Origin of the sequence: Rhizobium sp. CF122 (genome assembly GCF_000282035.1) — a bacterium.
Taxonomy (GTDB): Bacteria; Pseudomonadota; Alphaproteobacteria; order Rhizobiales; family Rhizobiaceae; genus Rhizobium.
The window spans coordinates 87,444-100,190 of the sequence record NZ_AKKA01000072.1; the positions used below are offsets into that span (position 1 = coordinate 87,444).

Genomic DNA, 12,747 nt, shown 5'->3' on the forward strand with positions numbered 1-12,747 from the left:
GAAAGACTGTTATGCCACCGCTGCGTGCCAAGCCTGGCGGTAGGCGCCGAGCCCGGGTATGGCGCTCGGCGCAATACGCCGCTCGCCGCCGGCAGGCGGCTTGATGCCGGTCAAAAGCGCGGCACCCTGGCTCGTACCGGTCGATCCGGGGATGGCGATGACATCGCGATTGGTGAGTGCGGCAAGCAGCATCAGATAGAAATCGTTGAGTGCAAAAGGTCCTTCGACGATAACCGGGCCTTGCGCGCCAATCAGATCGAGGCAGGCCTGGTTCATCAATGCGAGATAGAGGCACAGCGCGGCATACCGCTCTTCGCCGGTCGCGCTCTGCGCGTTGACCCAGCGTGCGCTTTTGCCCGGGAACGGTCCGGAGCCGGGTACAACGTTCGGAAGCAGCATCAGACCTTTCACGATGACCTGCCCGATTGCCGAGGCAACCTCTTCCTTGTCAACATGTCCGATCTCGCCTGAGATCGTTTCAAATTCGCGTCCGCCCATGAACCGGGAGGAGGGAACAGCTCGGCCATAGGCATCGACATTGGCAAGTGTGTCGCGCTTGGGATCGAGGTGATCGAGATCTCCGCCGACACCGAAACTGATCACCCATGTGCCTGTCGAGACAACTGCGAACGGTGCTGCTCGATCAATTAGATGCGGCAGAAGTGACGCGTTGGAATCGTGAATGCCACAATAGACAGGGATCTCGCGGGTGAGGCCGATCGCTTCGGCAATATCAGGCAGAACCGGCCCGAGCGGATCGAAGGCAGAGCGGATCGGCGCCATGAGATCGCGGACGCCAAGCGCGTCGACCAGCGAGGAATAGCGGCCCTCACGCGGGTTCCAGAGATCGGTATGGCAGCCGAGTGAGGTTACCTCGTTAGACACAATGCCGGTCAGCCGCGCTGTCCAGTATTGCGGATAGGTGAGGATCGTTACCACCTTGGCAAAGTCATCGGGCAAGGCGGTCTTCTGGTAATGCAGCTGTGCGCCGATATTCAGGCCCATGGTTTGGTGCGGCGAAAAGGTTTCCTCGAAGGGGGGGCGCAGCCGCGCATAGGCATCGCGAATATCGGCGGGATATTCGTGCTCGTAATCGAGCACCGGCATGGCCAAATTGCCGGCCTTGTCGAGAAGCGCAGCCGACGCTCCATGGGTGGTGATCGAGATGGCGTCGAAACCAGGCTCCTTGGCGAAGGAGCGAAGGGCATCCAACGTGAAGGACCAGAGCTTGTCGATATCGTAGTGCGGATAGAGACCGTCACTGAGGACCGTGTTCGGGGTCCTCGCCTCTGCGACCTCCGCGCCCGTCGCGCTGTCCAGGACAACCACTTTGGCATTGGTCTTGCCGATATCGAGAACGGCGATGCGGCTGTCGTTCGATGTCATGGCATATGGAAGACAGTGACGAGGTCGCTCTGGACGGGAGAATTGTCCGGGTTGGTTGCCATGATATCAGCCATGTGCGCCCACCACTTCTTCATCACGGGATGCTCGGGCAGGCTTGCCATCGTATGATCGGCGCGACGTGTCAGAACGCCGAACAGGGTGTTCGTTTCGCGGTCGAGATGGATCGAGTAATCGCTGGCGCCGGACTGGTGCAGCAGATCGATCAGTTCCGGCCAGATTTCGTCGTGCCGCTTCCGGTACTCGGCTTCCATGCCGGGGTTGAGCGTCATCTTGAAGGCGTGTTTTTCCAGCGTCATTTGGAGCTCATGGCTTTGAGGCGGCGGGCGACGATCGGGATCGCGATGGTGATGATCAAAAGCAGGCCGATGAAGATCGACATGACGATGCCAGGGACATTCAACAAGCCGAGCCCGAAGGTGACGAGGCCCATGACGAAGGCGGCGATGACGACGCCACCGATCTTGCCCGAGCCGCCGAGGATCGAGACACCCCCCAGTACGACCATGGTGACGACTTCGAGTTCCCATCCCTGGGCAATCGAGGGACGGGTAGAACCAAGCCGCGAGGTCAGGCAGACGGCGGCAACGCCGCTCATGACGCCGGTCAGGATGAAGAGAATGAATTTCACGCGCTCGACCGGAATGCCCGAGAAGCGGGCGGCGAAGTCGTTATTGCCGATCGTATAGACCTGGCGGCCGAAATTCGTGGCATGCAGCAGGATCGCAAAGGCGATTGCCAGCACAATGAAGAGCACGAGTTCGAAGGAGAAGACCCAGAAGACGTAACCCTGGCCGAAGAAGGCGAAATCCTCCGGATAACCGCCATAGGCCTGGTCGCCGAGGACGATATAGGAAATACCGCGGAACAGGCTCATCGTGCCGATCGTGACGACGATCGACGGTAGCTTCATGACGGAGACGAGAAAGCCGTTGAACATGCCGCACAGCAGGCCGACGCCAATGCCGATGAGGACCAAGCCGGGTGCTCCGACGCCAACTTGCGCTGCCGCTCCCATGGCTGTCGAGGCTAGCGCAATAATGGCGGCAACCGAAAGGTCGATCTCGCCGGCAATGACGAGCAGCGCCATGGCAAAGGCGATCATCGCCTTTTCCGTGAAGTTGAAGGTCGCGTCCGACAGGTTCCAGGCGTCCAGGAAGTAGGGGGATGCCAGAGAGTTAAAGATGAAGATCAGGACGGCGACCCCGAAGAGCAGAACCTCCCAGCTCGACATGATGCGCTTGAACGGCGTGCCGAGGCGATCGGGGATGACGCGCTTTTCGCTCGGGGTGGAAACGACGGTGCTCATGCTGCCACCTCTGCGGGGATCTCTGCTGCGGCCTTGTCGCGCAGAATGATGCGACCGCGATTGCGCTCGCGCCTTGCGTTGAAGACGACGGCGAGAATGATGACGGTGCCCGAAATCGCCATTTGCGTGAACGGTGAGATGCCGATGACGGGAAGTGCGTTCTTGATGACGCCGAGGAACAGAGCTCCAAGCACAGTGCCGATGACCGAGCCGACGCCGCCGGCAATCGATATGCCGCCGATGACGCAGGCCGCAACGCTGTCGAGTTCGAAGCCGCTGGCGATATCGACATAGGCGACGGCGTAGCGCGACACCCAGAGATAGCTTGCAAGGCCGGCAAGCGCGCCTGACAGAACGAAGGCGAGGAACTTCGTCCAGCCGACATCAATGCCGGCGTAGACCGCGGCCGTCGGATTGCCCCCCGCAGCATAGGTGGAACGGCCGAACTGGCTGTATTTCAGCAGCATGTAGATCAGGGCGACAATGACGATCGCAGCCCAGCTGAGAACCGGCATGCCAAGGACGACAGTGCGCGGAACGTTGAGGAACGTCGGCGTCATCTGGTGCGCGTTGACCCATTCGCCGCCAGACAGCACGAAAGCCATGCCGCGATAGATGGTGAGCGTACCGAGCGTGACGACGATCGGCGGAATTTCCAGTGCCCAGACGAGGAAGCCATTGATCGCACCGAGAAAGGCGCCGATCAGGATCGCCGCGAGGATGAGCACGATGAGGGGCAGGTCGGGATAGGCGGCATTCATCATCGCGATCGCCATGCCCGTGAAGGCAAGGTTTGCAGCAACCGACAAGTCGATCGACTTGGTGAGAATGACTGTCATCTGCGCGAGCGCAAGGATGATAAGGATGGACGTGTCATTGAAGATTGCGGCGAGGTTGCCAGGCGTTGCGAAATCCTGGGCTCTTGCAGAGAAGATCGCGACCATGACCGCGATAATGACGAAGAGCAGCGTTTCGCGCTTTTTTAGGAGTCTGGACATTCCGATTACCTCAAGCATTACCGGTCGCGGCGCGAACCAGCGTTTCCGGCGTCAGATCCTTGCGTTCGAAGAGACCGGCCATCAGGCCTTCCTTCATCACGAGGACGCGGTCGGACATTCCGATGATCTCCGGCAGTTCCGACGAGATCATAATGATCGATAGGCCCTCGGCGGCAAGCTCGCTGATAAAACCGTGCACAGCAGCCTTCGAACCGATGTCGATGCCCTTCGTCGGTTCATCGAGGATGATCACCTTGGGCAATGTCGCCAGCCATTTACCGATCACGACCTTCTGCTGATTACCGCCAGATAGCGTTCCGACAGGAACGGAGAGTGCTGCAGCGCGCAGATCCAGGCGTTCGGCATATTTGCGGGCGAGCGCAAATTCATTGGCCGCCTTCAGAAAGCCCTTGCGCGATGTACGCGTGAGTGATGGCAGGGTCATGTTCTGGTAGATCGGCATTGGCAGGGCCAAGCCGTGGCGGCCACGCTCCTCCGGCACATAAACGATGCCGGCTCGGATAGCATCAAGCGGGGAATGGACTGAAAGCGACTGCCCCTCAAGCTTCAGCGTGCCGGATGCAGGCTTGGTGATACCGAAGAGGGACTGGCAGAGCTCGGAACGACCCGCACCGATCAACCCGTAGACACCGAGGATCTCACCCTTGCGAAGGGTGAACGAGATATCGCGAAACTCTGTCCGGTGACAGTATTTCTCGACTTCGAGCACCGGGCCGCCGATGGCCACGTCGACCTTGGGAAATGCATTCTCGACATCACGGCCGACCATGAGCCGGACGATATCATCTTGCGGCGTCTGCTTGAGTTGGCCGTGGCCAACAGCACGACCATCGCGGAAAACGACGAAGTTATCGGCAATCTCGTAAAGTTCGTCGAACTTGTGGCTGATGAAGAGGATGGCTTTGCCCTGCGCCTTCAGCCCCTCGACAATGCGGAAGAGATCATCGATTTCCTTGCGCGATAGTGCTGCGGTCGGCTCGTCCATGATGACGATGCGTGCTTCGATCGAAAGCGCTCGCGCGATGGCGACGAGATGGCGCTGAGCAATCGAGAGATCCTTAAGGCGGATCGTCGGATCGATGTTGCTTTCAAGCGAATGCAGCAATTCCTTAGAGCGACTGTTCATCAGTTTCCAGTCGATCGTGCGGAACCTTGTGCGCGGCGCATGGCCGAGGAAGATGTTTTCTGCAACCGTCAGCTCATCGAAGAGCACGGTTTCCTGGTGGATGGCGGTGACGCCGACGTCGATGGCGGCCTGCGCATTGGCGAAGGTCGTGGGCTTGCCGTTAACGATGATCTCGCCTTCGTTTGGCCGATAGATGCCGGTCAGGATCTTGACGAGTGTTGACTTGCCGGCGCCGTTTTCGCCGATCAGGGCGGTGACCTTGCCCGGATAGAGCGCGATGCTGACGTTGTCGAGCGCCTTCACGCCGGGGAAAATCTGCGAAATGCCACGCATTTCCAGAATGGCGGGCGCGTCGTCGGTCTTGAGGCCTGCGACGGGTTGTTGAAGGGCGGTGTTCATCAGCGGTTACCGGTGTCGAATTGGGACGTCCCGGCGGCTTTAGCCGCCGGGTTCTGTTTCTTGAGCGAATTCAGGCTCAGAAGACCTTCGAGAACTGGTCGATGTTCGACGCATTGTAGACGAACGGGTCGGCCATAGCAGCTTCTCCGTTCTCGCCGATCTTGATCTTGCCCATGCGGCCGGCTTCGACTTCGGTGCCCGGCTTGCCAGTCGCGTCTCCCTTTACGAGATGGTAGGCGATTTGCGTTGCGGAGTAGCCGAGGTCGATCGGGTTCCAGATGGCGAATTCCTTGGTTGCACCCGACTTGATCGCGCCAGCCATTTCCGACGGCAGACCGAGGCCAGTCACATAGACCTTGCCGACAAGGCCTTTGTCTTCGACGACCTTGGAAGCGGCCAGAACGCCGACCGTCGTCGGAGCGACGATGACCTTGACGTTCGGGTTCGACTTCAGCAGGCCTTCGGCTTCGCGATAGGACTTGTCCGACAGATCGTCGCCGTAAACGGTGGTGACGAGGTTGAGGCCCGGGAAGTCCTTGAGCTGCTTCTTCATCTGGTCGATCCAGATGTTCTGGTTCGTCGAGGTCGTCGTGGCCGACAGGATCGCGAAGTCACCCTTGCCGCCTTCGAGGTGGTCCTTGGCGAGCGTCAGGCACATTTTGCCGATCAGTTCGTTCGACGACGGGTTCAGTTGCAGGATGCGGCCGTCCTTGTTGACGCCGGAATCCCACGAGATGACCTTGATGCCGCGCTGCTTGGCCTTCTTCAGGGCCGGAACAACTGCATCCGGGTCATTGGCGGAGATGGCGATGGCATCAACACCCTGAGCGATCAGCGAGTTGATGACTTCGATCTGGCCTTCGGCCGTCGTCGAAGTCGGGCCGGTGTAGATCACTTCCACGCCGCCGAGTTCCTTGGCTGCTTCCTGGGCGCCCTTGTTCGCAGCCTCAAAGAAGCCGTTGCCGAGCGATTTCACCACAAGACCAATCTTGACGTCCTTGGCGCTAGCCGCGCCGGCCATCATGGCGACGGCAAACGCCACGCCGATTGCGAGTGTCTTTGCAAGTTTCATGCTTTCATCCTCCCACGTTGATAAGACTTGACTACATCCTGACGGCGCCACTCACGCGACCGACGAGGAATCCTCCTTCGCTTGCGAGACAGTGCTCGCTATGACGAGCTTGATGCCCGCATCTTCGATCATCCGGACGGAGTCCTCGGGAACACCGTCGTCAGTGATAATTGTCGAAACGCGGTCGAGCGGGCACAGAATGAGGCTCGACCGGCGGTGAAACTTGCTGGAATCGACCATGACGACCAACTCGTCGGCCTGATGCATCAGCTTCTGCTCGCTCTGAATGATTTGCGCGTCGGCTTCCATGATGCCGAGCGGGCCGACGCCCTGCGCACCGATAAAGAAGCGGCGGGCGTAAAAATTGCGGATCGCATCGTTGTCGAACGGCGACAGGATCAGGCTCTGCTCGCGGTAGATGACGCCACCTGGCACCGTCACCGTATTCTTCGAATGCTTGACCAGGTGCTCGGCGATCGCAAACGAGTTGGTCATCACCTGCATGCGATGGGCCGCCATGAAGTGCACCATCTGGAACGTGGTCGTCCCGCCATTGATGATGATGGCATCGCCTGGATCGCACAGATCAACGGCTGCCCGCGCGATTGAGCGCTTTTTATCGATGTTGACTGATTCCGAAACCCGAAAGGGGCGTCCAGCGAGATTCCCGAGCTGCGGCGGGTGCACGGCTTCGGCGCCACCGCGCACACGCCGGATCTTTCCCTGCACGTGAAGGGCCGCGATGTCACGCCGGATCGTCGCCTCGGAAGCCTCGGTCAGTTCGGAAATATCCTGAATCGTGACGACCGACTTTTCCTGAACGGCGCTCAATATGATGCGATGGCGTTCGCGTTCGTGCATGGGGTTCCTCCTAGCTTGCTTATTTCGCAGTTGTGAGAATGTGTCAATCAAAAACGATCATAAAATTTCATAGTGCGCTGCAACATAATCGAAGTTGATCGTTTTCGATTGACAATGTCCATTTCGATGAGCGATACCGTCACCGCAAAGGAGCGCTGAGGTCGTTCGCGCTTCCAAGAAATTTTACATGGGAGGATGACATGGCGGCAACCGTCCGGCTTCTTGATAACCGTTGGGACGATTCACACGCGGCAGGCCTCGATGAGCCCGGTAAGCTTTTGTATCGCTCGAATCTGCTTGGCGCCGACAAGCGCATCACCAACTATGGCGGCGGCAACACCTCTGCCAAGGTGATGGAAACCGATCCGCTGACTGGCGAAAAGGTAAAGGTTCTCTGGGTCAAGGGTTCCGGTGGCGACGTCGGCACCATCAAGCTCGACGGATTTGCGACGCTCTATCAGGACAAGCTCGACTCGCTGAAGGCGATCTACAAGGGCGTCGAGGATGAGGACCGCATGGTCGGCTTCCTGCCGCATTGCACCTACAACCTCAACAGCCGCGCTGCCTCGATCGACACGCCGCTACACGGTTTCGTGCCCTTTAGGCATGTCGACCACATGCATCCGGATGCAATCATCGCAATCGCTGCCTCGAAGAACTCCAAGGAACTGACGAAACAGATTTTTGGCGATGAAATCGGCTGGCTGCCATGGCGCCGTCCGGGCTTCCAGCTCGGCCTGGACCTCGAAGCTTTCGTCAAGGCGAACCCGAATTCGAAGGGCGTCGTGCTTGAAAGCCACGGTCTCTTTACCTGGGCAAACGATGCCAAGGCCTGCTACGAGCTGACGCTCGAGATCATCAACAAGGCGATCGTCTGGTTTGCCGAAAAGACGGAAGGCAAGACGATCTTCGGTGGCGCCGCTACGCAGAGCCTGCCGGTTGAAGAGCGCCGCGCCATTGCAGCCCGCCTGATGCCCGAAATCCGCGGCCGCATCGGCAAGGCGGAGCGCAAGCTCGGTCACTTCGACGACCAGGACGCCGTGCTCGAATTCGTCAACTCCAAGAACCTGCAGCCGCTAGGCGCGCTCGGTACCAGCTGCCCGGATCACTTTCTGCGCACCAAGATCCGCCCGCTGATCGTCAATTTCGACCCGGCAAAGCCTGACGTGGATGCGATCGTTGCCGGTCTCGACAAGGCGCTTGAAGACTACCGCGCCGACTATGCCCGCTACTACAGCGACTGCAAGCATGCCAATTCGCCCGCCATGCGCGACGCGAACCCGGTTATCTTCCTCGTTCCCGGCGTCGGCATGCTGTCGTTCGCCCGCGACAAGGCGACTGCCCGCATCGCCAGCGAGTTCTACGTCAACGCCATCAATGTCATGCGCGGTGCTTCGACCGTTTCCGAATACCAGGGTCTGCCCGAGCAGGAAGCATTCGACATCGAGTACTGGCTACTCGAAGAAGCCAAGCTCCAGCGCATGCCGAAGCCGAAGAGCCTTGCTGGCAAGGTTGCCTTCGTCACTGGCGGTGCCGGCGGCATTGGTCGTGCAACGGCTGCCCGCCTGATCGGCGAGGGTGCTTGCGTGGTGCTTGCCGACATCGACCAGGATGCACTCGACAGCACAAAGGCCGATTTCGCCAAGCAGTTCGGCGCGGATGCTGTTTGCGGCGTCAAGCTTGATGTGACCAAGGAAGACGCGGTGATTTCGTCGTTTGCGGAAGCCTGCGTCGAATTCGGTGGTGTGGATATCCTCGTTTCGAACGCAGGTATCGCTTCGTCTGCTCCGATCGAAAGCACCGAGCTTTCGATGTGGAACAAGAACATCGACATTCTGGCGACCGGCTACTTCCTGGTGTCGCGCGAAGCCTTCCGTCTTTTCCGCAAGCAGTGCCTCGGCGGAAACGTCGTATTCGTCGCTTCCAAGAACGGTCTGGCATCCTCGCCGAACGCTGCGGCCTATTGCACGGCCAAGGCGGCCGAGATCCATCTTGCCCGTTGCCTGGCGCTCGAAGGCGCAGAAGCTGGCATTCGCGTCAACACCGTCAATCCGGATGCAGTTCTTCGCGGATCGAAGATCTGGAGCGGCGAGTGGCGCGAACAGCGTGCAGCATCGTCAAAGATCGAGATCAACGAGCTCGAGGAGCATTACCGCAAGCGTTCCATGCTGAAGCTCAATGTCTTCCCTGAGGACATCGCCGAAGCAATCTACTTCCTGGCGTCTGATCTCTCGGCGAAATCGACCGGCAACATCATCAACGTCGATGCCGGCAACGCGCAGAGCTTCCCGCGCTAAGTCCAACTGCTACGGCGGGCGCCATGCCCGCCGCTTCTTATCCACATATGTCGGGAGGAAACCATGGCCGAGTTCAAGATCGCGCAGGATCTGATTGCGCAAGAAAACGACAAGCGCGCGTCCGCGCTGAAATCCGACTACGAAGCACTTGGCGCCAATCTTTCGCGCCGTGGCATCGACATTGAAAACATCACACGCCGCGTATCCGAGTTCTTTGTCGCCGTTCCGTCCTGGGGCGTGGGCACTGGCGGCACGCGCTTTGCGCGCTTTCCCGGCAGTGGTGAACCTCGTGGCATCTTTGACAAGCTGGACGACTGCTCCGTCATCAACGAGCTGACGCGCGCCACGCCGAACGTCTCCCTCCACATTCCGTGGGACAAGACCGATGCCAAGGAACTGAAGGCAAAGGGTGATGCGCTCGGCCTCGGTTTCGACGCGATGAATTCGAACACCTTCTCCGACGCGCCCGGCCAGACGCATTCCTACAAGTATGGTTCGCTCAGCCACACTGATGCCGCAACGCGTGCACAAGCCGTCGAGCACAATCTCGAATGTATCGAGATTGGCAAGGCGATCGGTTCCAAGGCGCTGACCGTCTGGATTGGGGACGGCTCCAATTTCCCCGGCCAGAGCAACTTCACCAAGGCCTTCGAGCGTTACCTTGCGTCGATGGCCGACATCTACAAGGCACTGCCGGACGGCTGGAAGCTGTTTTCCGAGCACAAGATGTACGAGCCGGCCTTCTACTCGACGGTCGTGCAGGACTGGGGCACCAACTACCTGATCGCCCAGACGCTCGGCCCTAAGGCGCAATGCCTGGTCGACCTGGGCCATCACGCGCCGAACACCAACATCGAAATGATCGTTGCCCGCCTGATCCAGTTCGGCAAGCTCGGCGGATTCCACTTCAACGATTCGAAGTATGGCGACGACGACCTCGATGCCGGTGCGATCGAACCATACCGTCTGTTCCTGGTGTTCAACGAGTTGGTTGATGCCGAGCAGCGTGGCGTCAACGACTTCAATCCGGCTCACATGATCGACCAATCACACAATGTGACCGATCCGATCGAAAGCCTGATCAACAGCGCCAACGAAATCCGCCGCGCTTATGCGCAGGCTCTGCTTGTCGACCGCAAGGCGTTGGCCGGCTATCAGGACGAAAACGACGCGCTGATGGCGAGCGAAGCCCTGAAGCGCGCTTATCGTTCTGACGTTGAGCCGATCCTGGCGGAAGCGCGCCGCCGTACTGGCGGTGCGATCGATCCGGTCGCAACCTACCGCGCAAGCGGCTACCGCAGGAAGGTCGCTGCCGAGCGTCCGGCTTCGGTTGCCGGCGGTGGTGGCATCATCTGATCCTTAAGCCTCCCAAGGCTGTTTTGTCGGGCCGCTGTCTACGGGACGGCGGCCCGATCCCGTTTTACGGCTTCCATTCGCCGGCGATCTGCCGGGTGGCGATGTTCAGTCGGTTCCAGACGTTGATGTTGGCGATGGCGATGACGAGGGCCGCCAGGCTCTTGCCGTCGAAATGCCGCGTGGCTTCGTCCCAGATGTGATCGGGCACCGGGTCGGCGCGATCGCTGACGCGAGTGACCGCCTCCGTCAAGGCAAGGGCTGCCCGTTCGGCCGGCGTGAAGTACGGCGTGTCGCGCCAGGCGCTAACAGCAAACAGGCGCTCATCCGTCTCGCCCGCCTTCTTGGCAATGCGCGGATGCCCGTCGATGCAAACGCTGCAGCCATTGATCTGGCTGGCGCGCAGATTGACGAGTTCCAACAGGATTGGCGAAAGACCTGATTTGGCCGGTATTGTCCCGAGGGCATGCAGAGCCTGCATCGCTTCAGGGACGACGACGGCTGGATTTCCCATTCTTGCTTGCATCATATGTCTCCTTGAGGTGTTTTCCCAAATGACGCCGCCGGCTGTGCTTTGTCACATCGGCCGGGTTTCGTTCGTCATGGAGTTGACGAAACAGGCTGGAGGAATGTGACAATGGATAAGAAAAACTGGCTGGCTGGAGAATTCGAAGCGAACAGGGCGCATCTCAGCGCCGTCGCCTATCGTATGCTCGGCTCCCGCGCTGAGGCCGACGACGCCGTTCAAGAGGCCTGGCTGCGGCTCGGCCGTTCTGATGCGGACACGATCGACAATGTCGGCGGCTGGCTGACGACCGTTGTGGCACGCATCTGCCTGGACGTGCTGCGATCAAGAAAGACGAGGCGAGAAGAGCCGTTTGACCTACCCGTTCATGAGCGCGTCGCAGATACGTCCAAGGCGACCGATCCGGAACGGGAATTGGCCCTTGCCGACTCCGTCGGCCTGGCGCTGCTCGTCATTCTGGAGACATTGGCGCCGGCCGAGCGCGTCGCCTTTGTACTGCACGATATGTTCGATCTGCCCTTCGACGACATTGCGCCGATCATTCACCGCTCTTCGGCGGCAACGCGCCAGCTCGCAAGTCGCGCCCGCCGTCGGGTCCAGGGCAGGACCGATGTCCCGGAGGCGAACGCCGCGCGCAAGAAGCAGATCGTCAACGCGTTCCTTGCGGCTTCGCGTCTTGGCGACATCAAGGCACTGCTCTCGATCCTCGATCCGCAGGTGGTCTTCACCCCCGACGCTACAGCGATGCGCTATAACCCCTCCGTTCACGAGCTTCGCGGCGCAAATGCCGTCGCAGAAACCTTCAAGGGGCGGGCCCAGGCCGCCCAGCCCGCGCTGATCGATGGAGAGTTCGGGCTGGTGGTTGTTGTGGGTGGACAACTGCGCGTCGTCCTGCTTCTGACTTTCGAAGAGGAGAAGATCACTGCGATCGATGCGGTTGCTGCCCCCGAGTATCTCGGCCATCTAAAATACGAGTTGCTGGGAGAATAGTGGCGCCGATCCCCAAACCGAAAGAGCCGCCGCTTGGTCAGCGACGACTCTCACAGGGGCAGGGAAGCACCCGAAACTTCAGCAATAGCTGCACATGGCCGCTGGGTTGTTGGAGATCACGCTCAGAAATTTGCCCACTGGAGAGGTCCGTTGTTCGCGCTTCTTGGCGGCCGTCTCAAGCAGACGCTTGAAATCGTCAAGTTTCACGCCGTCGGCGCGGAGCACCATGGCGATCAGGGGGTCGCGAAGGGCTTCGGTAATGGTCAGGTCTTCTCTGGTCTTGCTCATGGTTTGCCTCCTTTCGTGGGCGGTAGCCCGTGTTCCACCCCGGCTGCATCATTCAACCACGTTGACTTCAGCGAGAAGTGGTGTTACCGGTAAGTAACAATGC

General features: G+C 59.7%; 12 protein-coding genes. 3 read left to right on the plus strand and 9 right to left on the minus strand.

Translation table 11 applies throughout. The features are described from left to right. Positions 1 to 9: 9 nt before the first annotated feature. The 7 genes from PMI09_RS15535 to PMI09_RS15565 all read right to left on the minus strand — a co-directional run bounded on the left by PMI09_RS15535 (position 10) and on the right by PMI09_RS15565 (position 7,190). Positions 10 to 1,386 carry an FGGY-family carbohydrate kinase gene (locus PMI09_RS15535; protein ID WP_007795839.1) on the minus strand — a complete coding sequence of 459 codons (1,377 nt, stop codon included), beginning with the start codon at positions 1,384 to 1,386 and terminating at the stop codon, positions 10 to 12. Continuing rightward, positions 1,383 to 1,703, minus strand: coding sequence for an L-rhamnose mutarotase (gene rhaM, locus PMI09_RS15540; protein WP_007795842.1), 321 nt, complete (start codon positions 1,701 to 1,703; stop codon positions 1,383 to 1,385). Before rhaM ends, PMI09_RS15535 begins: the two co-directional genes overlap by 4 nt. Beyond that, positions 1,700 to 2,713 (minus strand): ABC transporter permease, encoded by a 1,014-nt coding sequence (locus PMI09_RS15545; RefSeq protein WP_007795847.1) that lies wholly within the window; start codon positions 2,711 to 2,713, stop codon positions 1,700 to 1,702. Before PMI09_RS15545 ends, rhaM begins: the two co-directional genes overlap by 4 nt. Next, positions 2,710 to 3,711, minus strand: coding sequence for an ABC transporter permease (locus tag PMI09_RS15550; RefSeq protein WP_007795850.1), 1,002 nt, complete (start codon positions 3,709 to 3,711; stop codon positions 2,710 to 2,712). The genes PMI09_RS15545 and PMI09_RS15550 overlap by 4 nt, the downstream gene beginning before the upstream one ends. A 10-nt stretch (positions 3,712 to 3,721) precedes the next feature. After that, a complete protein-coding gene (locus PMI09_RS15555; protein WP_007795852.1) occupies positions 3,722 to 5,257 on the minus strand; it encodes a sugar ABC transporter ATP-binding protein in 1,536 nt (511 codons plus the stop codon). A 76-nt stretch (positions 5,258 to 5,333) separates the two neighbouring features. Continuing rightward, the gene (gene rhaS / locus PMI09_RS15560) at positions 5,334 to 6,329 is read right to left on the minus strand and encodes a rhamnose ABC transporter substrate-binding protein (RefSeq protein WP_007795856.1); all 996 of its coding nucleotides are present in this window, start codon (positions 6,327 to 6,329) and stop codon (positions 5,334 to 5,336) included. A 51-nt stretch (positions 6,330 to 6,380) separates the two neighbouring features. Then, a complete protein-coding gene (locus PMI09_RS15565) occupies positions 6,381 to 7,190 on the minus strand; it encodes a DeoR/GlpR family DNA-binding transcription regulator (protein ID WP_007795859.1) in 810 nt (269 codons plus the stop codon). A 200-nt stretch (positions 7,191 to 7,390) separates the two neighbouring features. On the opposite strand from PMI09_RS15565, the gene PMI09_RS15570 reads away from it, so the two are divergent. After that, entirely contained in the window at positions 7,391 to 9,487 is a 2,097-nt protein-coding gene (locus tag PMI09_RS15570; protein WP_007795862.1) for a bifunctional rhamnulose-1-phosphate aldolase/short-chain dehydrogenase, read from the plus strand. A 63-nt stretch (positions 9,488 to 9,550) separates the two neighbouring features. Next, complete coding sequence (gene rhaI / locus PMI09_RS15575) at positions 9,551 to 10,843, plus strand: L-rhamnose catabolism isomerase (protein ID WP_007795864.1); 1,293 nt, start codon at positions 9,551 to 9,553, stop codon at positions 10,841 to 10,843. A gap of 64 nt (positions 10,844 to 10,907) precedes the next feature. Here rhaI and PMI09_RS15580 read toward each other — a convergent pair whose 3' ends face one another. Next, positions 10,908 to 11,366 carry a carboxymuconolactone decarboxylase family protein gene (locus PMI09_RS15580; protein WP_007795868.1) on the minus strand — a complete coding sequence of 153 codons (459 nt, stop codon included), beginning with the start codon at positions 11,364 to 11,366 and terminating at the stop codon, positions 10,908 to 10,910. A gap of 111 nt (positions 11,367 to 11,477) precedes the next feature. On the opposite strand from PMI09_RS15580, the gene PMI09_RS15585 reads away from it, so the two are divergent. Continuing rightward, positions 11,478 to 12,356 carry a sigma-70 family RNA polymerase sigma factor gene (locus tag PMI09_RS15585; RefSeq protein WP_007795871.1) on the plus strand — a complete coding sequence of 293 codons (879 nt, stop codon included), beginning with the start codon at positions 11,478 to 11,480 and terminating at the stop codon, positions 12,354 to 12,356. A gap of 78 nt (positions 12,357 to 12,434) precedes the next feature. Here the strand turns inward: PMI09_RS15585 and PMI09_RS15590 are convergent, their stop codons facing one another. Further along, positions 12,435 to 12,644, minus strand: coding sequence for a hypothetical protein (locus tag PMI09_RS15590; protein WP_007795874.1), 210 nt, complete (start codon positions 12,642 to 12,644; stop codon positions 12,435 to 12,437). Positions 12,645 to 12,747 lie beyond the last annotated feature (103 nt).